The sequence below is a fragment of the Palleronia aestuarii genome, assembly GCF_003253995.1.
Lineage (GTDB): Bacteria > Pseudomonadota > Alphaproteobacteria > Rhodobacterales > Rhodobacteraceae > Palleronia > Palleronia aestuarii.
In genome coordinates, this window is record NZ_QKZL01000026.1 from 1 (window position 1) to 23,021 (window position 23,021).

Below are 23,021 nucleotides of genomic sequence, written 5' to 3' on the forward strand. Positions count from 1 at the left end.
GTTCCATGGCGGCGGATGATCTGTATCCCAGCGCCGAGTGGAGGCGGTGAGTAGTGTACCAGCCCTCGGTCCAGGCGAACAGGTCGCGCCTCGCCTCGTCCCTGGTGGCGTAGCTCTGGTGGTGGACGCGCTCGGTCTTCAGAGACCCAAAGAAGCTCTCCATGGGGGCGTTGTCGAGGCAATCGCCCTTGCGGCTCATCGACGGCGTGATCTTCGCGGCCTCCAGGGCCTTGCGGTAGTCCTCGCAGGCGTACTGGATACCGCGGTCGGTGTGGCAAATCAGGCCGGGGGCCGGCCTCTGTCGCCTCACCGCCATCTCGAGCGCCTCGACGGCGATCTCGGCGTGCAGCGTCTCGCGCATGGACCATCCCACGATCTTGCGCGTGTGCAAGTCGAGGACCGCGGCCAGGAGTGTACGGGGACCGTGGCCCCGGTGGGGCCGCGACAGCCCCGGGAACCAGCCTTCGCCGGTGCGCACGTAGAGCCTGCCCCCGCGGAGGCGGGGGCCAGGTCGCCGAGCCAAATCTGGTTCGGGGCCGCTGCGGTGAAGTCCCGTCCGAGCCTGTTCGGCGCGATGGGATACCCATGCCGGCTGTCAGTTGTCCGCACGCGGCGCGGCAAGGCGGCCAGCCCACGCAGCCCGGCCTGCCGCATCAGGCGGGCCACGCGATTGCGCCCGACGGCTCGGCCCAGGCCACGTGGAACGGCATGCACACGCGGGACCCCATACGCGCCGCCGCTGTAGGCATGGATTCGACGGATCTCTTCGAGCAGAGATCGGTTGGCCTTCACCCGTGCGCTCTCGGGGCGGGAGCGCCATGCGTCGTAGCCGCTCACGGACACCCCCATCACGCGGCACATCACCGAGATCGGCCAGAGGTTCTTGTGCTCATCCACGAACCCGAACTTCATCGGGTGGCCGCCCCGAAGAGCGAGCCATGTGCGGTCGCCATGGTCGCGCCACGGGTCCGAGCGACCGTGGCGACGGTGCAAGCACACTGGCGAGCGCGGCCTTTCGCAAGATGTCGCGCTCCGTCTGGAGACGGGTGTTCTCGCGCTTGAGGCGCGCATTCTCGGCCGCCAGATCGGCGGGAGACAGACCTCCGGCGGCCGCCCTCGCGCCCGCGCGCGTCGTCGGGGCCATACCCGGCTCGCCGTAGCGCGTGATCCAGCGCCGCAGCACCGTCTCGTGCACGTCCAGTTCCTTGGCCACCGAGATGATCGTCAGACCGCTCGTGCGGACCCTCTCGACCGCCTCGCGCTTGAACGCCTCGGGAAACTCCCGCCGCTTCCGTTGCCCCGTCATCAGATGCTCCTTCCAGGTCCGAAGACCTTAGCAGAGGCCTCCACCGAACCGGGGGAAGATCAGCAGCGGCCTCGGGTAAAACGATCCGGCACCGTCTGAACCGTGGCGGCGACAGGGAGGTCAACAGCGCGCCGCACATCGTCGCCGTCTCCCGAATGCGCCTCCACCAGCGGACGAAGGACCACGTGGCCAAACGCACGGCTATGGAGCATTCGAAGCTCGAAACCATCCGGATGCTCGAACGCTACATCGCGCGCGAAGTCTTCGGGATCATTCGAGCTCAACGAACGGAGATCGACCGACCACACGCAGTCATCGCTCGACACACAGAAGGGCGGCCAGAGCAGCCAGATCACCAGCATCGACTTCACGTAGCTTCTGCTGGACGCCAAAGTCGTCATCAGCATGGACGCCAAGGGGCCGGCGTATACGCCGACGGAGCGACAATGTCTTCGTCGAGCGGCTCTGGCGGACGGTGAGATACGAGGAAATCTACCTACGAGCTTATGCCAGCGTCTAAGAGGCGCGAGACTGGATCGGGCGCTACCTCGGCTTCTGCAACGGCACGCGCCCCCATTCGTCGCTCGGCAGGGCGACACCCGACAGTGCCTATCTCAACCAGCCGGCGCCGATCATGGCTGCAGCGTAACAAGGGCGGATAGCCACTTCAGGAAAGGCCAAACGCTAATCAAACAAACCGAGCCACCGCTCACGGGCGCGCCTGGAGCTGAACTATTGCTGCCGCCAAGGGTGAGTTGCTTCGGCAGGCTACGCAGATCAAAAACATATTGGTGCCTTACGTGGAGTGAGGTACGGCACTCCTATCGCGGGAGGACGGAGCGCATGGGGGGACGGGCATGGCAGCGCAGATGGGCATCGCGATTCTCGGGATATATGTGGCCGACACCGCTTATCTCGCAGAGCGCATGCCGCAGGTTGGAGAGACCATCTCTGGTTCGGGCTTTTCACTGGGACCGGGCGGGAAGGGCTCGAACCAAGCAGTGGCCGCAGGCCGTGCCGGAGCAAGGGTCAGCTTTATCTCCAAAATAGGCGACGATACTTTCGGCAAAATGGCGCTGGAGATCTACGCTGAGGCCGGTGTCACACCCAAGGTAGAGGTTATGGCAGACATGCCGTCGGGCGCAGCTTTCATCTTCGTCAACGACCAGACGGGTGAGAATGCTATTATCGTCTATCCGGGTGCGGCGGGTACGATAACTTCAGCCGATGTCGAGGAGCATCGGGCGGTGATCGAAAGCTCAAAAGTCTTCGTTACACAGCTGGAACAGCCCCCCGATGCGGCCCTCACGGCGCTGACCCTGGCCCGGTCCGCCGGGGTCACAACGGTCTTTAATCCGGCACCTGCCAACCCGTTCGACGCCGCCTGCTACGGCCAGACTGATTACTTCGTTCCGAACGAGAGCGAGGCCGCGGCAATCGTCGGCTTCAAGATCGACACGGAGGAAGACGCTCGCCGTGCCGGGGATCTCTTCCTGGAACGCGGCGTCGGGACGGCTATAATTACGCTTGGTGCGAAAGGGGTCTATCTCCACGGACCCGGCATCAGCACCCGCGTCCCCGCGATGGCCAACGCTCCCGTCATAGACACCGCCGGTGCGGGTGACGCCTTCATCGGTGGGTTCGCCGCCGCGCTGTCCGAAGGGCAGGGGGTCGAGCAGGCGGTCCGCATGGGATGCGCCACCGCGGGCATCGCCGTGACGCGACGCGGCACAGCGCCGGCTATGCCAGCCCGGGCTGAGATCGACGCAATGATGGGGCAGGGCGCATGACCCGCGACGATCCGGTCAAGCACCTTTTCCTTTGGCCGGCTTTCCTCGTGGTGCTCGCGGTGGCGATCTTCCCGCTTATATACTCGCTGGCCAACAGCTTCATGAGCCTGCGCCTCGTGCCGCCCATTCCCGCACGCTTCGTCGGCACCAGCAACTACGCGGATCTTCTAAGCAATCCACGTTTCTGGCAGACGGTCAGAACGACGTCGCTCATTGCCTTTGTATCAGTGGCGCTGCAATTCATGATCGGCTTCGGCATTGCGCTGGCGCTGGCCAAGCGGGTGAAGGGCGTGGAGTTCTTCCGCGTCACGTTCCTGATGCCGATGCTGGTGGCGCCGGTCGCGGTCGCCCTAGTGGCACGACAGCTTCTCAATCCCACCATGGGCCCGCTGAACGAGCTCGCGACCTTCTTCGGATTTCCGAACTTGCCCTATTTGACCGAAGCGAAATGGGCGCTCGGGTCCTTGATTGCGGTGGAGATCTGGCAGTGGACGCCCTTCGTAATCCTGCTGCTCCTGGCAGGTCTGCAGGGCTTGCCCGACGATGTCTACGAGGCCGCGGAACTCGAGAATGCCAGTCCGTGGCAGCAATTCTGGGGCATCACATTCCCGATGATGCTGCCGATCTCCGCGGCGGTAATCTTCATCCGCATCGTCGAGAGCTTCAAGATCATCGACACCGTCTTTGTCATGACCGGGGGCGGGCCCGGCATCGCGACGGAGACGTTGACGCTCTTCGCGTATCAGGAGGGATTCAAGAAGTTCAACCTTGGCTATACCTCGGCGCTGTCCTTCCTGTTCCTCGCGGTCGTGCTGATTCTAAGCCTCGTCTACCTCGCATTGTTGAAGCCGTGGCTGGAAAAGTACAAATGAGCGTCCGTAACCTGCGCGGACCGCGGGCCTGGATCGCCTTCGCTCTTTGCTGCGTGTGGTTCGCCTTCACCGTCTTCCCGCTCTATTGGGTGGCCATCACCTCGCTGAAGACACCACCCGACGTCGTGGGTGGCCCGACCTACCTGCCGTTCGTCGACTTCCAGCCGACATTGAAGGCGTGGCGCGAGCTCTTCTCCGGCATAAGGGGAGAATTTTACTCCAATTTCTGGTCTTCGGCGATCGTCGCAGTCTCGTCGTCGTTCTTTGCGACGCTCCTCGGGGCGATGGCGGCCTATGCGCTCGTCCGCTTCCCGTTTCGGGTGAAACTGCTCTCGGGCGTGCTCTTCTTCGTGCTCGCGATGGGAGGATTCCTCGCGGGACGCTACTGGCTGGGCCTGCCGCCGGCGACCGCGTCGATCCTGTCCTTCTGCGGCGCCCTCGCGCTCTCGGTCTTCGCGAACCGCCTTGCGCTGCCGGGCAAGGTCATGATGAACGACGACATCGTCTTCTGGTTCGTCAGCCAGCGCCTGTTCCCGCCCATCGTCGTGGCCTTCGCGCTGTTCCTGCTCTACACCGAGATCGGCAAGCTCGGCTTCAAGCTCACCGATACCTATCTCGGGCTGACGCTCGCCTACGTCGCTTTCTCGCTGCCCATCGTGGTCTGGCTAATGCGCGATTTCATCTCGGCGCTCCCCCTGGAGGTCGAGGAGGCCGCTCTCGTCGACAACGTTCCCTACTGGCGGATCTTCTTCGAGATCGTCCTGCCGATGTGCCGCCCCGGATTGATCGCGACCTTCGTGATCACCCTGGCCTTCACCTGGAACGAGTTCCTCTTCGCGCTCTTCCTGACGAATTCGGAATGGCAGACCCTGCCGGTCCTGATCGCCGGTCAGAACAGCCAGAGGGGCGACGAGTGGTGGGCGATCTCCGCCGCCGCGCTGGTCGCGATCGTGCCGATGATCGTCGTCGCGGGGCTGCTCGGCCGTCTGATGCGGTCCGGCCTGCTCAGCGGGGCCGTGAAATGACTTTTTCGAAGCCCCGATAAAGGGGCGCAATGGGAGGAAGGACCTTGTTGAACCGACTGAAACTGTCTGCGGCCGTGCTGGCTCTGAGCACGGGGGCGGCGTTCGCGTGCGATCCCGATTTCAGTGGCGTGGAGATCACCGCCACAACCCAGACCGGCCCCTATATCGCCTCGGCGCTGACGCTCGCGGGCGAAGCATGGGCGGAGAAGACCTGTGGAACCGTCAAGGTGGTCGAGTTCCCGTGGTCAGAACTCTATCCCAAGATCGTCACCACGCTGGCCTCGGGGGATACGTCCTTCGACGTGATCGCCTTCGCCCCCGCCTGGGCGCCGGATTTCACGCCGTTCCTCGCCGAAATGCCCGCCGAGTTCCAGGAGGGCGAGGCGTGGGAGGATATCGCGCCCGTCTACCGCGAACAGCTCATGGTCTGGAACGACCAGGTGCTTTCACAGACGATGGACGGCGATGTCCACACCTACAGCTACCGTATCGATCTTTTCGAGGACGAGGCGAACAAGACCGCCTTCCGGGAGAAGTACGGCTATGATCTCGCCGTGCCGGAGACCTGGACGCAGTATCTCGACATCGCCGAATTCTTCCAGAACGACGTCGATGGCGTCTACGGCACGGCCGAGGCCTTCCGCCGGGGCGGCCAGCAATTCTGGTTCCTGTTCAGCCATGTCGCGGCCTATGCGAGCCATCCGGACCTGCCGGGCTCGATGTTCTTCGATCCCGAGACGATGGACGCACAGGTCAACAATCCGGCCTGGGTCCGCGGTCTCGAGGAATATATCCGCGCGTCCGAGCTCGCGCCGCCCTCGGCCCTGAATTTCTCCTTCGGCGAGGTCAACGCCGCCTTCGCGGGCGGGCAGGTTGCTGAGTCCATCGGCTGGGGCGACACCGGGGTGATCGCGGCCGATCCGAACCAGTCCACCGTGGCGGGCAAAGTGGGATCGGCCAAACTGCCGTCCTCCACCGAGGTCTACAACTACAAGACAGGCGAGTGGGACACGTTCGACGAACCGGTCGACACCTCCTTCATGGCCTTCGGCGGGTGGCAGGCTGCGGTGCCGCAATCCTCGCGGAACCAGGAGGCCGCATGGGACTTCATCGAACTGCTCTCCAGTCCCGAGATCTCTGGCCAAGCGACGGTGACGGGGGGCACCGGCGTCAATCCCTACCGGATCTCCCACACTACCGACATGGAGCGCTGGTCGAGCATCTTTAGCGAGCGCGAGGCCAAGGAATACCTCGATACGCAGCGCGAGGCGGTCACGGCGGAAAACGTCGCACTCGACATGCGCCTGCCGGGGTATTTCTCCTATACCGAGCTTCTTGAGATCGAACTCAGCCGCGCGCTCGCCGGTGAGGTGAGCCCGCAGGAGGCGCTCGACACCGTGGCGGACGGCTGGAACGAGCTAACTGACGAGTTCGGCCGCGACACCCAACTCGCAGCCTACCGCTCCTCGATGGGCCTGCCCGCCCAGTGACCAGACGGGTCGGCGCCATTCCGGGCCAGCCGACCCGATCTCCCTGAGAGAGACATCCGCGATGGCAAACATCACGCTAACGGGCGTAACCAAATTCTACGAAGCGGTGCAGGTGATCCCGCCGATGGATCTCCATATCGAGGATGGGGAATTTGTCGTGCTCGTCGGCCCCTCGGGCTGCGGCAAGTCGACCACCCTGCGCATGATCGCCGGTCTCGAGGCCGCGACGGGCGGACAGATGCATATAGGCGAGCGTGAGGTGACCCACCTGCGCCCGGGCTTGCGCAACTGCGCGATGGTCTTCCAGAGCTATGCGCTTTATCCCCACATGTCGGTGCGCGAAAACATCGGCTACGGCATGAAGGTGCGCGGCGTGCCGAAGACGGAGGCGCGAACGTCGATAGAGAACGCGGCCAGAATACTGAACTTGACCGAGTATCTAGACCGCAAGCCCGCCGCGCTCTCCGGCGGGCAGCGCCAGCGGGTCGCGATCGGGCGCGCCATCGTGCGCGATCCGGACGTTTTCCTCTTCGACGAGCCTCTATCGAACCTCGATGCCAAACTGCGCGTCGAGATGCGCGTCGAGATTAAGCAGCTGCATCGCCGGTTGAAGACCACGATGGTCTACGTTACCCATGACCAAGTCGAGGCGATGACAATGGCCGATCGCGTGGTCGTCCTGCGCAAGGGCGTCATCGAACAGGCGGCCGATCCCATAACCCTATACGAACGACCTGCGAATGCCTTCGTCGCGGAGTTCATCGGTGCACCCAGCATGAACATGCTCGATGGCCGGATCGAGCGGAGCGACACCGGACTGCGCTTCGCGGGGGCCACGGGATTGGCCTTCGAAATACCGCCCGAACACACCGTCGCACTGTCGCGTTCGGTCGGCGAAGACTGCATCCTCGGCATCCGTCCCGAACATACCGTCGAAGCGGAGGGCGGCATCGGCGTCAACGTAGAGGTCGTGGACATCGAACCGCTCGGTCCGTACACTCTGCTGATCGGGCTCATGGGCGACCGTAAGTTCACCGGGCAGACCCGCGCCGATACGAAGACCCGGCCCGGCGACCGCGTGCCAATTCAGTTCGACCCCCAAAAGCTGCACTTCTTCCGCGCCGGGGACGGCGCCGCCATCCGGGAGGATACCGCATGACCGCACCCACCGATCGGATCATCGTTCTCGAGGCCTTCGAGCACGTCCACCCGGACCGTTGCACCGATTACGAGGCCGCGAGCCAAGCCATCGACGACCTCGCGCGCGAGACCGAGCCCGGAATGCTGGTTCACGCCCTGACGGTTCATGCCCGCGCCGACGACCGCGTAACCTACCGCTGGCTCGAGGTCTTCACCGACGCCGCCGCTCTTGAGGCGCATTTCGCCAGCCTGCACGTCCAGGCGCATGGGGCGAAGCTCAATGACGGGATCCTGCTCTCCCCGGTCGAGATTCTCCTCTACGTTGACTGGTCGGAGGCGGAGAAGGTTGAGATCAACACGAGGCTCGGAGGCGCGCTAAAATTCGCCGAAGTTCGCTCGGGGTTCTACCGGCCGGAATAATAATGGAGACAATGGGCATTTGATTGCGCCCTGGGTGTTTTTTAATCGCCCCTGCCATGTGATCTACCTGCTAGATGTTTAATCCCACGGTTTGATGGTGCGATCTTTTCGGTGCAATGTAAGGAAGCCCTACGGGACAGGTTGGTCACGGGAGCGCCACGACCACGCACGCCGTCAGAGCGGCAATACAATCCGACCGCAAGCTTCGCTCTCGCAGCTGAGCGGGGAGCTGGGGATCAATCCGAAGACGGTCGCGAAGTGGCGGAAGCGGGCGACAGGCGAGGACCTGAAGACCGGTCCGAGGGAGCCGCGCTCGACGGTTCTGACCGAAACAGAGGAGGCGATGATCGTCGCGTTCCGACGGCACACGCTGTTGCCGCTGGAGTTCGAGCGTTTAGCAAACGATCCGGGGGATCGTTTGTAGCGAAGAACGGTCTCTATGCCCTGCAGCCCACGATCCCGCACCTGACGCGCTCGGCACTGCACCGATGCCTGCAACGATGAGCCATTGCGCGCCATCGGGTCGAGCGCGATGGCGAATGCATCTTCCGCCTGCCGGACGTCGAAGGCGATAAACTAAAGCGGCAGCGCTTCAAGCGCTACCCGATCGGGTTCGGCGGGACATCGCGGGTCCATCCACGATGTCTTCTCCGCCTCACTCCACATCGATATCGCCAAAGTGCAGACCACCGAGGGCAAGCTCTATCTCTTCGTGGGCATCGACCGAACCAGCAAGTTCGCGGTCACCCAGCTCGTTGAGAAGGCCGACAGGCGCACCGCCTGGGAGTTCCTGCAGCACCTGCTGGAGGCATTCGGCGGGTCGCCTCATCCTATCAGGTCCACATGATCTCGACCGACAATGGCATCCAGTTCGCCGAACAGCCGAGGAACCGGAACACGATCATCTCCCGACCGATACGCTTCGACGCTTCCAGGGCTTTCGCGGCCCCACCGGGGCCACGGTTCCTTCCAGCTCTGTGAAGCCAACGAGATCGAGCGCCGGCTGACAAAACCGGATCACCCCTGGACCAATGGGCAGGTCGAGCGGATGAACCGCACCATCAAGGACGGTGAGGCCCAAAGCCGACCCGGGGGATCGGCGACGGCTGAACGTCAAGCGCTACCACTACGAAAGACATGATCAGCTGCGAACGCATCTCAGCGACTTCATGGCCGCCTACAACTTCGCACGCAGGCTCAAGATCCTCGGCGGCCTCACGCCCTACGATTACATCCGCAAGATCTGGACTTCCGAGCCATATCGATTCATCCTCAACCCGATCCACCAAATGCCGGGACTGAACACCTTATGGACGAACCGTCGTTCGACGTCCGCGGCGCCAAGCCCAGCCGACATCATCTAGCGTTTTGCACGTAGTATTCTATCGAATCTGGAAATGCCCAAGATGCTGCCCCACGAGCGGTTCTGTTTCCTTAGCGTCATGATTGCGTCTGCTATTACAACAAGGACCAAAACACCCCCAACCACGATCGATTGCCATTCCGACGGAACGCTGAGTAAGTTGAAAGCATTGGTTAAAAGCGAAATGAACAGTACGCCCGCGAAGGCGCCGACATAGGATCCCTTGCCGCCGGCGATAGAGCCTCCGCCGATTAAGCAGGCGATAAAGATCTGCATCTCAAGGCCCTCACCCATATAGCGATTCGCCATGCCGACCCGTGAGGTTGCCAGAATACCGGCGACGGCTGCCAGCCCGCCAGAGACCACGAAGCATAGGAACTCGACCCGGCGGCGGCGGATGCCGATGGTGCGCGCCGCGTCCGGGTTGCCTCCGAGAAAGAGGAGGTTCCGGCCCGTGCCGGTGGCGCGGAACATCAGCTCCATCAGCAAAAGCAGGATCACGGCGCCGATGAACATGCCCTGCAGGCCGCCCGCCTCGAAGCGGCCGAGCGCGGTGAAACCCTCGGGGAAGCCGGTGAACCCAGCCAGTTTCTGCCCCGACATGACCACCTCGATGATGCCGCGGGTCATGTAGAGGACGCCGAGGGTGACGATCAGGTGGTTGATGCCCAGCCCGGCGACGAAGAGGCCGTTCAGGGCGCCGATCCCCAGCCCGACCGCCAAGCCGGCAAGGCAGGCCAGGGGGGTGGAGGCCCCGGCCCCCAGTGCCCACGCGGTCGCGATGCCGGCCAGCCCCATGACCGCGCCGACCGACAGGTCGAAGCGCCCGATCAGGAACAGGGTCATCATGCCGGTCGCCACGATCAGGTTCGGCGCGATCGCGGTCTGCAGGGACGCAAGATTGTTCCCGTTGAGAAAGGCCGAGGTCCAGATGGCGAGCGCCAGCGCGATGAGCGCGGCGATGCCCAGCGTGAGGGCTTCCTGCTCCAGCCGCTGCGCGCGCAGGAAGGGAATGTTCCGCCGTGCCATGTGCTTTTCCCCCTTGGCGATTCAGCCGTTGCGCCGATTCACGAGCGTGTCGAAGGTGACGGTGGCGATAAGCAGGGCGCCGATGACGAATTGCTGGAAGACCGGTTCGATGTCGAACATGATCATCCCGTTCAGCACCAGGGCCAGGAGCAGCAGGCCCAGCGCCGATCCCCGGAGGTCACCGCGCCCGCCATAGAGGCTGGCCCCGCCGATGATGGCCGCCGTCACCATGACGAATTCCAGCCCCAGCCCCATCCGAACATCGGCATGGGTGATGCGACTCGCGGTGAAGATGCCGCCGAGCCCGGCGGTCACGGCGCTGGCCATAAAGGCGGCGATCTTGATTCGGCCCACCCGGATGCCGTGGACCTGCGCGGAGCGCATGTTCTCACCGATAAAGCACATCTTCCGGAAGAGCGCGCTGCGCTTCTGGAAGCCCCAGGCGATGAGGACGCAGACGGCCATGAAGACGATGGTGATGCGGATATCGAAAAGGTCGGTCCGCGCAAGGCTGCGGAACTCGCGCGGGTAGGTCCGGCCGCCGAGGTCGTTCGCGATCACGTTCGAGCAGCCCCGGATGAGCAGGAGCGAGCCAATTGTCAGCATGAGCGAGTTGATCCCGAAACGGACCACGAGAAACCCCTGGCAGAACCCGATCCCAGCCGCGACCGCCAGCGCGATGCCGCCGGCCAGCCAGAAGTTCCAGTCATCGACCAGCAGGGCGCCCATCAGCGTTCCGGTCAGCGCGAAGACCGAGCCCACGCTGAGGTCGATCTCGCGCATCACCATCACGTAGGTGAAGCCGAGGATGGCGAGGAACTCGATCGAGGTCTGGAACAGGATCGAGTTGATGTTGCTCGCCGTACCGAAGTTGGGCTGGGTCGCGAAGAGGACGATGGCGACTAGTGCGACGATGGCCGAGAGCGGCAGGACGTTGCCGCCGAAGCTGCGGCCGGCATCGCCCCGGCCGGACGCTGCCGTGCCGCCGGCGTGGTGATCGGTCGATGTGACGGTCTGATTGGTGGATCCCATGTGTCTCTCCGTTCTCAGGCGGTGCCGGCGGCGAGGGCCATGATCTGATCCTCCTGCAGGTCCTGCCCCGACACCTCGCCGGCGATCCGGCGCGACCGCATGACGACGATCCGGTCGGCCAGCCGGAGCAGTTCGGGCAGGTCGGAGGAGAAGACGACGACGGCCCGGCCGGCATCGGCCTCGCTGCGGATGACGTCGTGGACCTCGGCCTTGGCCCCCACGTCGACCCCGCGCGTGGGTTCGTTGAGCGCCAGAATGTCGGGCCGGTCTGCGAGACAGGCCGAGAAGAGGACCTTCTGCTGGTTGCCGCCCGACAGCTGCCTCGGTTCCGCGTGGATGCCGGGGACGCGGATCGCGAAGCGGCCGACATCTGTTTCCGCCTGTTTGCGGATGCGATCGCGATCGACGAGGCCCATCCGCGATATGCGGTCCAAAATCGGTGCGGCGATATTGTCGACGATGCTGCGTTCCATGTAGAGCCCGGCTTCCTTCCGGTTGGCGGGCAGATAGGACAGCCCCGCCGCCCGCATGGCCGCCGGCGGAGCGCCGCGCATGTCGCGTCCTGCGATCTCGATCCGACCGGACCCCGCGGCCTTCAACCCGTAGAGCGCCTCGCTGAAGTCGGCGGCACCCGAGCCCTCGAGGCCGAAGACGCCGACGATCTCGCCGCGACGGCACTCGAGCGTGACGTCCTCGAACTCGCCGATCTGGGTGAGCGACTTCACCGAAAGCGCCGTCTCGCCGATGCCCCGCGCTCGCGCGTCGCGCGCCCCGGCCAGATCGCGGCCCACCATGTGCCGGATCAGGTCGTCCTCAACGAGGGCGTCATTGTCGAGCGTTGTCACGCTCGCGCCGTCGCGCAGCACGGTGATGCGGTCTGCGATCTCGAGCACCTCGTGCAGGCGGTGGGAGACATAGAGGACCGTGACGTTCTCGTCCGACAGCCGCTTGACCAGCGACAACAGGATCGTCGCTTCGTGATTGTTAAGACCCGAGGTCGGCTCGTCCAGGATCAGGAGGCTCGCCTCGCGGCGGACGGCGCGCAGGATCTCGACGATCTGCTGCTGGCCCGGCGTCAGGCGCGAGACGATCTCCCGCGTCTCGATCTCCAGTCCGAACAGCGACAGCAACTCGGCCGCGCGGGCGTGCATCCGGTCAAAATCGACCCGGCCGCCGCGCCGCGGCAGATCGCCCGCGAAGATGTTCTCGGCGACGGACATGTTGGTAAAGACCGCGAGTTCCTGATGCACCATGGCGATGTCGCCCCGCGCGCGTTCGGGCGCAGTCGTCGCCCGGCCGGCGACCGCGACGGTCCCGTCATCGGGATCGAGTTCGCCGTTGATGATCTTGAGCGTGGTGCTCTTCCCGGCGCCGTTCTCGCCGAGGATCGCATGGACCTCGCCGCGCCGGACGGTCAGGTCGACGCGGGACAACGCCGTCACGGGGCCGAAGGTCTTGGTGATCCCGTTGAGATCGAGAATGTTGCTGTCGTCGGACATCTTGCGCTCCGCTGCCGCGAGCGGACGGACGGGCGCCCGGGCCCATCCGTCCGGGTGCATCGCCTACTCGTATTCGGGGAGGTTCGAGCGCATGAAGTCCTCGACGTTCTCGGCATCGATGACTTCGGTCCCCATGTAGATCGCGGCGGGGAAGGGGGTCACGCCGGCCTCCTCGTTCGACGCCGAGATCGGCACCTCCGCGAGGCCGGTCTCGGCATCGTTGTAGGCCTCGAGCATCTGCACGGCCATGTAGGCCTGCAACGCGGTCTTGTTGACGATGGTCGCGTCGATGGCGCCGTACTCGATGCATTCGAGGACGGGATCCTCGCGGTCATGGACGATGACGACGAGATCCTCGATGTCGCGGTCCAGTTCTTCCGCAGCGAGGCAGATGCCGGTTCCCGACGAGCTATCGAGGCCGATGACCGCGGTGATGTCGGGATAGGTGTTGAACATGGTCTTGGCCGCGTCGATGGCCGTCGAGGTGGTGGCTTGGTCGTCGATGCGGCCTGCAAGCTCCCACCCGGAGTTCGCGTCGAGATACTCGGTCAGGCCTTGGAACTTCGCATCGGTGTTGGATGCGCCCCAGTTCCCGGAGGCGACATAGGTGCCCGAATTGCCGCCACGGGCGATGAGTTCCCTGGCGGTGTCGACGCCGGCCTCGTAGTTGTCGAGCCCGATGAAGGTCAGCGCACCGCTGTCGGGCACTGTGGCCTCGATGACGACGACGGGAATGCCCTGCTCCATCGCGCGGGCGATGCCGGGGAGGGCGCCCGGCTCCCAGAGGGTCGTGATGATGCCGTCGGGCTCGCGGGCGATCGCCTGCTCGACGGATTCGGCGCCGGCGACTGGGTCCCAGCCCTGCGGTCCGATGGGCTCGACCGTCACGCCGAACTTCTCTTCGGCGTAATCCATGCCCAGGAGGCTGTCGAGAAGGTACGGGTGGCCCTGAAGCTGCGACGCGTAAATGTAAGTTCGTTGACCGTCATCCTGCGCGAGCAGGGTCGTGGCCGACACTGCAAGTCCGAGGGCAGTCGTGGCGCCGAGGCGAACGGCAGTCTGGATCGTGGGCATGTTGTCCTCCCTGAAAATAGTGGACGCCGCCCCGGCATCGATGGTCGCGGGGGTCCTCACGGCGATCTACGGCAGGGTAAGCTACATGAAAAAAAATTGTCCAGAAAAATAATTTCTTGAAAATAACATTCTTAGATTGCACCTTGCCTGCACCGAGGCGCGCAGGGTTCCTTCGCGTCCTTCTTTGAGGAGCGTGAGCTTCGATGCCGACACAGGAAGATGATCGGATGCAGCCCGAAGGCGGGGACATCCTCGATCGCATCCGGGCCGTTCGCGGCGGTCTGAAGCCATCGATGCAGAATGTCGCCGAAGAGGTACTGGCGCGCCCCGATGCCGTGCGTACCATGAGTCTAAGGGATCTGTCCCAGGCCTGTGGTGTATCGGAGGCTTCGATCAGCCGGTTCGTGCGTGGGATCGGCTTGCAGAACTATCGCGAATTCGTCGTGCGCATGGCCGAGCGGCCCCTCGGTGGGACGGACACCGGGACGCGCGAGGCCAGTGGCGTTTACGAAAGCATCGGTCGCGACGATACGGCTGAGAGCATTCTCTACAAGATCTCGCACCGGCAGATGGACGTGGCCCGCGCCGCCATGACCACGCTCGATCCGGTGGCGCTGGAAGAGGGGGCGGGCCTCGTCTGCGCCGCGCGCGCGATCCTTTTCGTGGCGGCCGGGTCGTCGAGCCTCGCCGCGGAGAACGGAGTGGTTCGCTTCGGGCGGATCGGCTGTCCGGCGACGTTCCATCGCGACTGCAACACTCAGGTCATCTTGGCCGCGGCAATCTGCACCGGGTCCGTGGTGGTCGCCATCTCGGATTCGGGTCGCACCGACCAGACCCTCGAGGCTGTCGCGGCGGCCCAGCGGGCCGGGGTGCGCTGCATCGCGGTGACGTCTTATCCCGACGCGCCGCTGGCGCGGATGTCCGATGTCGTGCTCCAGACGCCGCCGGCCTACGAGCCGTCCGGAGAGGAGCCCCTCTACGAGAGCATGGTGTCGAAGTTCGGCCAGCTTGCTGCGATCGATGCCCTTTATTCGCTCTGCGCCGTGCGCGAGTTCGATCGCGCCACGACCCATCTCGTGCGCGGCAACCCCCATATCCGATTGAGCAGGACACGCCGGCCCCATGCACCCGACTGATAAACCCTCGCTCGGCGAAACCCGCGGCAACCGGCACTGGCCGCATCGTGGCGGGACCTTGTCCGACCTGAGCAAAAGCGACCCCGAGACGCTGCCGTTGACTGCCCCCGCCCCAGGCGAGATCGTCGCGCGGGTCGAGGCGGCGTCGATCTGCTCGTCCGACCTGAAAATCATGCACATGGGCGGCGATCACCCCCTCTTCCAGGACGGTGAGATCGAGACCGTGCTGGGCCACGAGATGTGCCTGCGTGTCGTTTCTGTTGGCGAGGACCGCACGGGTCGGTTTCGCCCCGGCCAAAGGCTGGGCCTGCAGCCGGCGATGCGGATCGACGGGGCGCGGCGGATCGTGGGTATGCACCTTCCCGGTGGCTTTGCACAGTACATCCGCCTCGGCGGTGAAGTGATCGACGGCGATTACCTGTTCGACCTGCCAGAGGCGCCGTCGGCCGCCGAACTCGCCCTGCTTGAACCCTACGGCTGCGTCGAGCGCGCTTGGGCGCCCAATGCACGGCGCGAGCTGAAGTCGGGCGGGCGGGCGCTCGTGGTTTGCGGCCCGGGGGCCGCGCGGTTCAGGCTGCCCGACGTGCCCGCGTGGTTGGAGGTGACGCTTATAGGCGAGATGCCGGACTGGCTGGAGAGCCAACCCCGCAGGCTCGGTGCCATCAGCGAATTGGACGGTGGCACGTTCGACGATATCCTGGCGCTGGGCGAAATCGGGGCCGAAATCCTGTCCAAGCTGGTCGAGCGGATGAACCGGGGCGGAGTGCTGCTGATCGGCCGCAGCGGGGATACGGCCGGGCCAGTCGGGATCGATCCCGCGCGGGTCCACTACGACATGCTGTCGTTTCTCGGCACGATCGCGGACGACCTGTCGACGGCGCTTCGTCCGGAACGACAGCGCTTCGACGTGCGGCCTGGCGGCGCCGCCCTGGTCTTCGGCGCGGGCGGCGCGATGGGGCGGATGCACGTGCACCGGCTGCTGCAACTGAAGGATGGACCCGCTCTCGTGATCGCGACGACCCGCAAAGGCGCCCGGCTGAAGGCGATCCGCGAGGATTTCGAGCCGCTAGCCCGGGCCGCCGGCCGTAGGCTCGAGGTGTTCGAACCCGACGCGATCGCCGAGGCCTGCGCGGCCCTCGCGCCACGGGGCCTCGACGATGCAACGGTTGTGGCGCCCGATCCGGACGCCGTGGCGCGGGTCGCGACCCTTATGGCCGATGACGGTCTGCTCTCGGTCTTTGCGGGATTCCCGTTCGGCCGGCGCGTGCCGATCCAGCTGTCGAAGGTCGCCACCGGCAGTTTCCGCCTGACGGGCTCGACCGGCTGCACCGTCGAGGACATGCGCGGGGTGCTGCGTCGAGTCGAGGCGGGCGAACTGTCGCTGCTCCACAATCTCAAGGCGGTGGCCGGGCTCGATGCGCTGCCGCAGGCGATGCGAGCGGTCACCGACGGGGCGGTCTCGGGCAAGATCGCGATTTTCCCGCACGCTCCGGATATGGGCCTGACGATCCTCGAGGATCGGTGGACGGCCGCGAGGGAAGTCGGCCTGACCGGCTGATGCAGCAGGGGCCCGCGCCGGACGCTGCGGGGGCCTGATCCTAAGGAGGGAACGACCATGTCGGCAGATCACGTGATCGGCATAGATATCGGCACGACCGGCACGAAGACCGGCATCTACGACGCATCGGGCCGTCTGGTCGCCGATGCCTTCGAGGAATCGCGGCTGACCTATCCCGCGCCGGGGCAGGTGGAGCAGGATGCCGACGAGATTCACGAGAGCGTCGTCAATACGATCCGCGCGGCGATGGAGACCTCTGTTCTTGATGCGTCCCGCATCGCGTGCATCGCACTCGACGGGCAGATGGCCGGCACCATGGCGATTGACGCCGAGTGGAATGCCGTCACACATTACGACAGCTGGCTCGACACGCGCTGCGCCTCGAAGATCGAGGCGCTTCGGCCCCACGAGGACGAGATCATCCGTACCTGCGGGATGGCGCTGGCCTTCAACCACGCCCCGAAGATGCTCTGGTGGCGCGACGAACGCCCCGAAACCTGGAGCCGCATCCACAGCTTCATCCAGCCCGCCGCCTATTGCGCCGGCAAGCTGGCTGGGCTGGGCGGAAGCGACGCGTTCATCGACCGCACCTACCTTGTCTTCACCGGCTTCGGCCATGGCGAGACCTCGACCTGGAACGAGGAGCTCTTGGGCAAGGTGGGGCTCGATACCTCGAAGCTGCCCCGGATCGTGGAGCCATGGGACATCATCGGTCGTGTCACGGCCGAACAGGCGTTGCTGACAGGGCTGGCTGAGGGGACACCGATCGCGGCCGGCTGCGGCGACCAGTCGGCGAACGTTCTGGGCGCGGGGCTCGTCGAGCCGGGCATGGTCTTCGACACGTCGGGCACGGCGTCCGTGTTCGCGACCGTGATCGACACCTTCGGCACCGACCTGACGTATCGCTGTCTGATGACCTGTCCCCATGTGGTACCGGGACTGTATTTCCCCATGGCGTACGTGGCCGGGGGCGGATTGAACCTGCGCTGGTTCCGCGACGAGGTCTCCCCCCTCGAAACGGAGCGGTGGACCGGCGCCGGCGAGGAGCCCTATGCCGCGCTCTCGCGGGAGGCCGGGTCGGTGCCGCCGGGCTCCGAGAAGCTGATCTTCCTGCCGCACCTGTCGGGCCGGAATACCCCGAACGACCCCACGATGCGCGGCGCCTTCTTCGGATTGACGTGGAAACACGGCAAGGCGCATCTGGTTCGCGCGATCATGGAGGGCGTCGCCTACGAATACGCCATCTACCTCCGCGCGGTCCGCGAGATCGCGCCGGGCTACGACCCGAAGATCGCGCTGAACATCGGCGGCGGCGCGCGCAGCGATCTGTTCCGCCAGATCAAGGCGGATGCGCTGGGCATGGATTACGCGCGCCTGCCGCGGGAGGAATTCGGCACCCTGGGCGCCGCCATCGTCGCGGGTCATGCGGTGGGCCTCTTCCCCGACATCCGCGCGACCGCCAAGGCTTTCGCGGAAGAACCCGGCGACATCCTGGAATGGAGGCCCGACGTGAACAGGGCCTACGCGCCCTATGTCGAGATGTACGCCGAACTGCTGGAGCAGACCTCCGGACTGTTCGGCGAGATGGACCGCCGCCTCGGCTGAGGTAGCCACCCGGTCCGCATCCTGCACAGGGCCGCCAGAGAAACCGGGCGGCCCCTTGCTTTTAAGCAATCGGAAACTTGACAGGTCCGAGAGGACCTCACATAAGTGCGTTGACAACACTTATGTGATTACTGTGGAGGCACCGAGATGCGCGCGATCGTGTTGCATGAACCCAAGGACATCCGTCTCGAGGATCGGCCGAAGCCGGAGGCGGGAGCAGGCGAGGTCCTCGTCCGCGTGGCGTCCGTGGGGGTCTGCGGGTCGGACCTTCCGCGCATGCTGGTCAAGGGCGCGCACAAGATGCCCCTGATCACGGGCCATGAGTTTTCCGGCCATATCGAGAGCCTAGGCCAAGATGTCGCGGGCTGGTCGGAAGGGGAGTTGGTAGCCGTGGCGCCGCTCCTGCCTTGCAACGAATGCAGCCAGTGCCTAACGGGCAACTTCTCTCGCTGCCGCGACTACGACTATTTCGGCAGCCGCCGCGATGGCGCCTATGCGGAATATGTCGCCGTGCCCACGCAGAACCTCCTGAAGGTCGAGCAATCGGCCGATCCCCGCGCCATCGCCATGACCGACCCGGCCTCGATCGCGCTCCACGCGATCTGGAAGGCGGGCGGGATCGAGGTGGGCCAGACGGGCGGCGTCGTCGGGTGCGGGCCGATCGGCCTTTATGCCATCCAATGGCTGAAGATGATGGGCGCCTCCCGCATCCTTGCCGTGGACGTGTCGAAGGAGAAGCTCGACCTGGCCGCCGAGGCGGGCGCGAGCGATTGCATCCTGTCCTCCGATGTGGGCGGCACGAAGCTCAAGGCCGACGTCCTGATCGAGGCGGTGGGGCTCGACGCCACGATCGGCTCGGCCATCTCGCTGGCCGCGCCAGGTGGCCACGTGGCCTTCATCGGCATTCCCGTGCCCGACGTGTCGATCCCGAATTCCGTCTACCAGACGTTCCTGCGCCAGGAGGTCAGCCTGCACGGGGCCTGGAACAGTTTCGGCGCGCCGTTTCCCGGGCCGCAGTGGACGACCACGGTCGAGAAGTTCGGCACGGGCGAGCTGAAATGGGAGTTCATGATCTCCCACGATCTGGACCTCGCCGAGTTGCCGGAGATCTTCCGCCGCTTCGACGCCCGAGACCTGTTCTTCTCGAAGGTTCTCTTCCGGCCCTGATCGGGAGAGGGTGCGGTCCGGGGAGGGGCCCAGCGGATGACCCACGTCTTGAGCTGCGATTTCGGCACCGGCGGCGTCCGCGTCGGGCTCTTCGATCTCGATGCCGGCCGGCTGGTGGCCGCGGGTGAAGCCCCCTACGCCACGCGTCACATCCCCCCCGACCGGGCCGAGCAGGACCCCGAGGAGTGGTGGTCGGCGCTGCTGACCTGCGTACCGGCTGTACTGGCGAAGGCGGACAACCCCGAAATTGCGGCGGTCTGCGTGGCCACGTTCTCGTCCACCGTGGTGGTCTGCGACCGCGAGGGACATCCGATCCATCCCGCGATCCTCTGGATGGATGCCCGTGCCGCGCAGGAGGCCCGGGAGACCGAGGCCGCCGACCACCCGGTGATGGAGTATTGCGGTGGGGGCGATGCGGCCGAATGGCTGGTGCCCAAGGCGATGTGGCTGAAGCGGAACGCGCCCGACATCTACGCGCGCGCCGAAATCATCTGCGAGGCGCTGGATTTCGTGAACTTCCGGCTGTGCGGCGCATGGGCGGGGTCGGTGATGAACGCGACATGCAAGTGGAACTGGGACAGTCGCACGGCCGCCTTCGTGCCTGAACTCTACCGACAATTCGGCGTCGCCGAACTGATGGAAAAGTTGCCGAACCGGATCGAGCCTATCGGAAGTGTCATCGGCGAGATGACCGCCGAGGCGGCTCGGGCCCTGGGCATCAGCGGACGACCGGTCGTGGTGCAGGGAGGGATCGATGCCCATATGGGGACCTTCGGGGCGGATACGATCACGCCGGGGCGGATGCTCCTGATCGGGGGGACGTCGAATGTCCACCTCACCCAGGTGCCCGACGACGGGCGCGCGATCACCGGCGTCTGGGGGCCGTATCCTGGCGCGTTGACCCCGGAGCTGCGGATGATCGAGGGGGGGCAGGTCTCCGCCGGCTCGATCCTCAACTGGCTGGCCCGCGATATCTTCGGGCTCGACGAGGACGGTTTCGCCGATCTCTGCCGGGAATCCGAGGCCATCGATTTCAGCACGACCGGGCTCCTCGCGCTAGACTTCTGGATGGGAAACCGCACGCCCTATCGGGACGCACAATTGCGCGGCGCCATGCTCGGGCTATCGCTCTCCCACGACCGGGCGACGATCTTCCGGGCCTGCGTCACCGCAGTCGCGCTGGGGGCGGCGAACGTGGTGCGGGACCTCGAACGGCAAGGCGTCGGGATCGAACACCTCGTTGTCGCCGGGGGCATCCTGCGCAATCCGATGTGGCTAGCCGCAACAGTCGACGCGATCGGCAAGCCCGCGCGGGTGGTCACGGGCGACAACCTGTCGCTTTACGGCGCCGCGATCGCGTCTTCGGTGGCGCTGGGGCGCTTCGCGACGATGAGCGAAGCCGCCGGCTCGATCCCGGCGCCGTCCGAGCTGCGTGAGCCCGATGCCGAACGCCACGCGGCCTACACGCGCATGCTGGACGAGTACCGAGAGGCGGTCGACGTGCTGTCGCCGATCCTGAACAGGCTAGCGCGGCAAGGCGCCGGAACATGACGCGGTCGACGAAGGACCCGCGTCCGGTCGATCGGGAGATGCTGATCGAGCGGGCCGCACGCATGTTCTACAACGAGGACCGCACACAGGCCCAGATCGGCACCGAGCTCGGCTTGAACCGATGGCAGGTCAGCCGGCTCCTTCAGGAAGGGCGCGATCTCGGGATCGTGCGGATCGAGATCGTGCCGCGCTCGGACCATCTCCCCGAGCTCGAGACGCGGCTCGTCGAGACCTATGGCCTGCGCGATGCCGTCGTCGTGCGCCGCAATGGCGCCGGGCGGCTCGAAGGGGTGGCACGCGCAGCAGGACAGTACCTCGCGGCGCTCAAGCCGCGCCCGCGCCGCATCGGCGTGTCCTGGGGCCGGACGATGGCCGCCGTCGCCCACTGGCTGCCCGAGGGCTGGGCGAGCGATATCGAGGTCGTCCAGATCAACGGCACGGTCGCGCCGGTCCCCCAATCGGGACATCACAACGACGTCGCGGAGACCTTTGCGCGCAAGGGCGGTGGGCGCTTTGTGCCGCTGCCCGTTCCCGCCATCGTCGGGGCGGCCGAGACGCGCGTCGTCCTGGAACGCGATCGGATCGTGTCGGACGTCCTGCGGCTGGCCCGTTCGACCAGGGTGCTCTGCTTCTCTCTGGGCGCGGTCGAGGGATCGGCCCTCCTGGTCTCCGGCAACATCACCGAGGCCGAGCAGTCGGGGCTGCGGGCGGCAGGGGCCGTGGGCGACGTGCTGGGCCGTTTCATCGATGCACGCGGCGCGATCGCCGATAGCAAGGTGGACGAACGCACCATCGGCCTGTCGCTGGCCGACCTGAAGACCCGGGATCACGCGATCTGCGTCGTTACCGGACCGGACAAGCACAATGTCACCTGCGGCGCGCTGCGCGTCGGATTGTGCAACGTGTTGATCACTGACGAGGATACCGCAATCCATGCATTGGAGCATGCCTATGACCGTTGACGAAAGAACCGCGGCGGCGCTTCCTGCGACGCTGGCCAAGGGCGATCCCGGCCGCAATCCGGGGATGCCGCTCGATCTGTCCATGTTCGACGGGCACGCGGTAAACCGGCAGGCGACGGAGCGTCGGGCCTCGACGCTGGGCGGGAGGCGGTCGGTCAAGAAGGCCCATCAGGCGGCCTGGCTCGTCAATGCGATCCGGCTGGTTGACCTGACGACGCTCTCGGGTGACGACACCGCTGGCAAGGTGCGGCGCCTGTGCGCCAAGGCGCGGCGTCCGCTGGCCGCGCATATCGTCGAGGGGCTGGGCATCGCCGATCTGGGTCTGACGGTGGGGGCGGTCTGCGTCTACCCCACCATGGTGCCGCACGCGGTCGAGGCGCTCGACGGATCGGGCATCCCGGTGGCCAGCGTCGCCACGGGCTTCCCCGCCGGCCTGATGCCGCTTGATCTCCGCCTCCGGGAGATCGAGTGGGCGGTGGCCCGGGGCGCGCACGAGATCGACATCGTCATCACCCGCGAACATGTGCTCCGGCAGGATTGGCGGGCGCTCCATGACGAGGTGCGGCAGATGCGCGAGGCCTGCGGCGAGGCGCACATGAAGGCGATCCTTGCCACGGGCGATCTGCAGACACTGCGCAACGTCTATTCCGCCTCGATGGTCGCGATGCAGGCAGGTGCCGATTTCATCAAGACCTCGACCGGCAAGGAGGGCGTGAACGCGACCCTCCCCGTGAGCCTGGTGATGATCCGAGCGCTGCGCGACTATGGCCTGGTCACCGGTCACCGCATCGGCTTCAAGCCCGCGGGCGGCATGAAGCAGGCCAAGGAGGCACTGGCCTGGCAGGTAATGATGCGCGAGGAGCTTGGACGCCCCTGGCTCGAGCCCGACCTGTTCCGCTTCGGCGCCTCGTCGATGCTGGGAGACATCGAACGCCAGCTCGAGCACCACGTCACCGGGCGCTACGCCGCCTCGCACCGCCATGCCGCATCGTAAGGGGACAA

Annotated in this window: 17 protein-coding genes and 4 pseudogenes; 16 read left to right on the plus strand and 5 right to left on the minus strand. The window is 65.5% G+C overall.

What is annotated here, in order from left to right:
• Positions 1–1,306, minus strand: a pseudogene (locus tag LX81_RS18285) (IS3 family transposase); the annotation flags it as partial.
• A 65-nt stretch (positions 1,307–1,371) separates the two neighbouring features.
• Between LX81_RS18285 and LX81_RS22935 the strand changes: the two are divergent.
• The 9 genes and pseudogenes from LX81_RS22935 to LX81_RS18325 form a co-directional block, all read left to right on the plus strand.
• A pseudogene (locus LX81_RS22935) lies at positions 1,372–1,602 on the plus strand (IS110 family transposase); the annotation flags it as partial.
• A 43-nt stretch (positions 1,603–1,645) separates the two neighbouring features.
• Positions 1,646–1,955: pseudogene (locus LX81_RS22940) on the plus strand (integrase core domain-containing protein); the annotation flags it as partial.
• A 208-nt stretch (positions 1,956–2,163) separates the two neighbouring features.
• Complete coding sequence (rbsK, locus tag LX81_RS18295; RefSeq protein WP_111538746.1) at positions 2,164–3,096, plus strand: ribokinase; 933 nt, start codon at positions 2,164–2,166, stop codon at positions 3,094–3,096.
• The gene (locus tag LX81_RS18300; RefSeq protein ID WP_111538747.1) at positions 3,093–3,968 is read left to right on the plus strand and encodes a carbohydrate ABC transporter permease; all 876 of its coding nucleotides are present in this window, start codon (positions 3,093–3,095) and stop codon (positions 3,966–3,968) included. The genes rbsK and LX81_RS18300 overlap by 4 nt, the downstream gene beginning before the upstream one ends.
• The gene (locus tag LX81_RS18305) at positions 3,965–4,993 is read left to right on the plus strand and encodes a carbohydrate ABC transporter permease (protein WP_111538748.1); all 1,029 of its coding nucleotides are present in this window, start codon (positions 3,965–3,967) and stop codon (positions 4,991–4,993) included. The genes LX81_RS18300 and LX81_RS18305 overlap by 4 nt, the downstream gene beginning before the upstream one ends.
• Positions 4,994–5,040: 47 nt before the next feature.
• Positions 5,041–6,483, plus strand: a complete 1,443-nt coding sequence (locus tag LX81_RS18310) for an extracellular solute-binding protein (protein ID WP_234822699.1) — start codon at positions 5,041–5,043, stop codon at positions 6,481–6,483.
• Between the two features lie 61 nt (positions 6,484–6,544).
• Positions 6,545–7,642, plus strand: coding sequence for an ABC transporter ATP-binding protein (locus tag LX81_RS18315; RefSeq protein WP_111538750.1), 1,098 nt, complete (start codon positions 6,545–6,547; stop codon positions 7,640–7,642).
• A complete protein-coding gene (locus tag LX81_RS18320) occupies positions 7,639–8,043 on the plus strand; it encodes a putative quinol monooxygenase (protein WP_111538751.1) in 405 nt (134 codons plus the stop codon). Before LX81_RS18315 ends, LX81_RS18320 begins: the two co-directional genes overlap by 4 nt.
• A 185-nt stretch (positions 8,044–8,228) precedes the next feature.
• A pseudogene (locus LX81_RS18325) lies at positions 8,229–9,407 on the plus strand (DDE-type integrase/transposase/recombinase).
• On the opposite strand, the gene LX81_RS18330 reads toward LX81_RS18325, so the two are convergent.
• The 4 genes from LX81_RS18330 to LX81_RS18345 all read right to left on the minus strand — a co-directional run bounded on the left by LX81_RS18330 (position 9,404) and on the right by LX81_RS18345 (position 14,040).
• Complete coding sequence (locus LX81_RS18330; RefSeq protein ID WP_111538752.1) at positions 9,404–10,435, minus strand: ABC transporter permease; 1,032 nt, start codon at positions 10,433–10,435, stop codon at positions 9,404–9,406. The pseudogene LX81_RS18325 and the gene LX81_RS18330 overlap by 4 nt on opposite strands.
• Positions 10,436–10,456: 21 nt before the next feature.
• Positions 10,457–11,467 carry an ABC transporter permease gene (locus tag LX81_RS18335; protein WP_111538753.1) on the minus strand — a complete coding sequence of 337 codons (1,011 nt, stop codon included), beginning with the start codon at positions 11,465–11,467 and terminating at the stop codon, positions 10,457–10,459.
• A 14-nt stretch (positions 11,468–11,481) separates the two neighbouring features.
• The gene (locus tag LX81_RS18340) at positions 11,482–12,966 is read right to left on the minus strand and encodes a sugar ABC transporter ATP-binding protein (protein ID WP_170134024.1); all 1,485 of its coding nucleotides are present in this window, start codon (positions 12,964–12,966) and stop codon (positions 11,482–11,484) included.
• A gap of 63 nt (positions 12,967–13,029) precedes the next feature.
• Entirely contained in the window at positions 13,030–14,040 is a 1,011-nt protein-coding gene (locus LX81_RS18345) for a substrate-binding domain-containing protein (protein ID WP_111538755.1), read from the minus strand.
• Positions 14,041–14,243: 203 nt separating this feature from the next.
• Between LX81_RS18345 and LX81_RS18350 the strand changes: the two genes are divergently transcribed.
• From LX81_RS18350 to deoC, 7 genes are all read left to right on the plus strand, one after another.
• Positions 14,244–15,176, plus strand: coding sequence for a MurR/RpiR family transcriptional regulator (locus LX81_RS18350; RefSeq protein ID WP_111538756.1), 933 nt, complete (start codon positions 14,244–14,246; stop codon positions 15,174–15,176).
• Positions 15,163–16,734, plus strand: a complete 1,572-nt coding sequence (locus LX81_RS18355; protein WP_111538757.1) for an alcohol dehydrogenase catalytic domain-containing protein — start codon at positions 15,163–15,165, stop codon at positions 16,732–16,734. Before LX81_RS18350 ends, LX81_RS18355 begins: the two co-directional genes overlap by 14 nt.
• Before the next feature lie 57 nt (positions 16,735–16,791).
• On the plus strand, positions 16,792–18,339 hold the full coding sequence (locus tag LX81_RS18360) for an FGGY-family carbohydrate kinase (protein WP_111538758.1): 1,548 nt from the start codon (positions 16,792–16,794) through the stop codon (positions 18,337–18,339).
• A 147-nt stretch (positions 18,340–18,486) separates the two neighbouring features.
• Positions 18,487–19,506, plus strand: coding sequence for a galactitol-1-phosphate 5-dehydrogenase (locus tag LX81_RS18365; protein ID WP_111538759.1), 1,020 nt, complete (start codon positions 18,487–18,489; stop codon positions 19,504–19,506).
• A 36-nt stretch (positions 19,507–19,542) separates the two neighbouring features.
• On the plus strand, positions 19,543–21,057 hold the full coding sequence (locus LX81_RS18370) for an FGGY-family carbohydrate kinase (protein WP_111538760.1): 1,515 nt from the start codon (positions 19,543–19,545) through the stop codon (positions 21,055–21,057).
• Positions 21,054–22,019, plus strand: a complete 966-nt coding sequence (locus tag LX81_RS18375; protein WP_111538761.1) for a sugar-binding transcriptional regulator — start codon at positions 21,054–21,056, stop codon at positions 22,017–22,019. The genes LX81_RS18370 and LX81_RS18375 overlap by 4 nt, the downstream gene beginning before the upstream one ends.
• A gap of 64 nt (positions 22,020–22,083) precedes the next feature.
• On the plus strand, positions 22,084–23,013 hold the full coding sequence (gene deoC, locus LX81_RS18380) for a deoxyribose-phosphate aldolase (RefSeq protein ID WP_111538777.1): 930 nt from the start codon (positions 22,084–22,086) through the stop codon (positions 23,011–23,013).
• The last annotated feature ends 8 nt before the right edge of the window (positions 23,014–23,021 follow it).

Excerpts from the sequence above, each read along its gene's own strand:
- LX81_RS18330 (WP_111538752.1), bottom strand. The coding sequence starts at position 10,435 with ATGGCACGGCGGAACATTCCCTTCCTGCGCGCGCAGCGGCTGGAGCAG.
- LX81_RS18305 (WP_111538748.1), top strand. The coding sequence starts at position 3,965 with ATGAGCGTCCGTAACCTGCGCGGACCGCGGGCCTGGATCGCCTTCGCT.
- LX81_RS18340 (WP_170134024.1), bottom strand. The coding sequence starts at position 12,966 with ATGTCCGACGACAGCAACATTCTCGATCTCAACGGGATCACCAAGACC.
- LX81_RS18300 (WP_111538747.1), top strand. The coding sequence starts at position 3,093 with ATGACCCGCGACGATCCGGTCAAGCACCTTTTCCTTTGGCCGGCTTTC.
- rbsK (WP_111538746.1), top strand. The coding sequence starts at position 2,164 with ATGGCAGCGCAGATGGGCATCGCGATTCTCGGGATATATGTGGCCGAC.
- LX81_RS18360 (WP_111538758.1), top strand. The coding sequence starts at position 16,792 with ATGTCGGCAGATCACGTGATCGGCATAGATATCGGCACGACCGGCACG.
- LX81_RS18315 (WP_111538750.1), top strand. The coding sequence starts at position 6,545 with ATGGCAAACATCACGCTAACGGGCGTAACCAAATTCTACGAAGCGGTG.
- LX81_RS18335 (WP_111538753.1), bottom strand. The coding sequence starts at position 11,467 with ATGGGATCCACCAATCAGACCGTCACATCGACCGATCACCACGCCGGC.
- LX81_RS18345 (WP_111538755.1), bottom strand. The coding sequence starts at position 14,040 with ATGCCCACGATCCAGACTGCCGTTCGCCTCGGCGCCACGACTGCCCTC.
- LX81_RS18350 (WP_111538756.1), top strand. The coding sequence starts at position 14,244 with ATGCCGACACAGGAAGATGATCGGATGCAGCCCGAAGGCGGGGACATC.
- LX81_RS18355 (WP_111538757.1), top strand. The coding sequence starts at position 15,163 with ATGCACCCGACTGATAAACCCTCGCTCGGCGAAACCCGCGGCAACCGG.
- LX81_RS18365 (WP_111538759.1), top strand. The coding sequence starts at position 18,487 with ATGCGCGCGATCGTGTTGCATGAACCCAAGGACATCCGTCTCGAGGAT.
- LX81_RS18370 (WP_111538760.1), top strand. The coding sequence starts at position 19,543 with ATGACCCACGTCTTGAGCTGCGATTTCGGCACCGGCGGCGTCCGCGTC.
- LX81_RS18375 (WP_111538761.1), top strand. The coding sequence starts at position 21,054 with ATGACGCGGTCGACGAAGGACCCGCGTCCGGTCGATCGGGAGATGCTG.
- deoC (WP_111538777.1), top strand. The coding sequence starts at position 22,084 with ATGCCGCTCGATCTGTCCATGTTCGACGGGCACGCGGTAAACCGGCAG.
- LX81_RS18320 (WP_111538751.1), top strand. The coding sequence starts at position 7,639 with ATGACCGCACCCACCGATCGGATCATCGTTCTCGAGGCCTTCGAGCAC.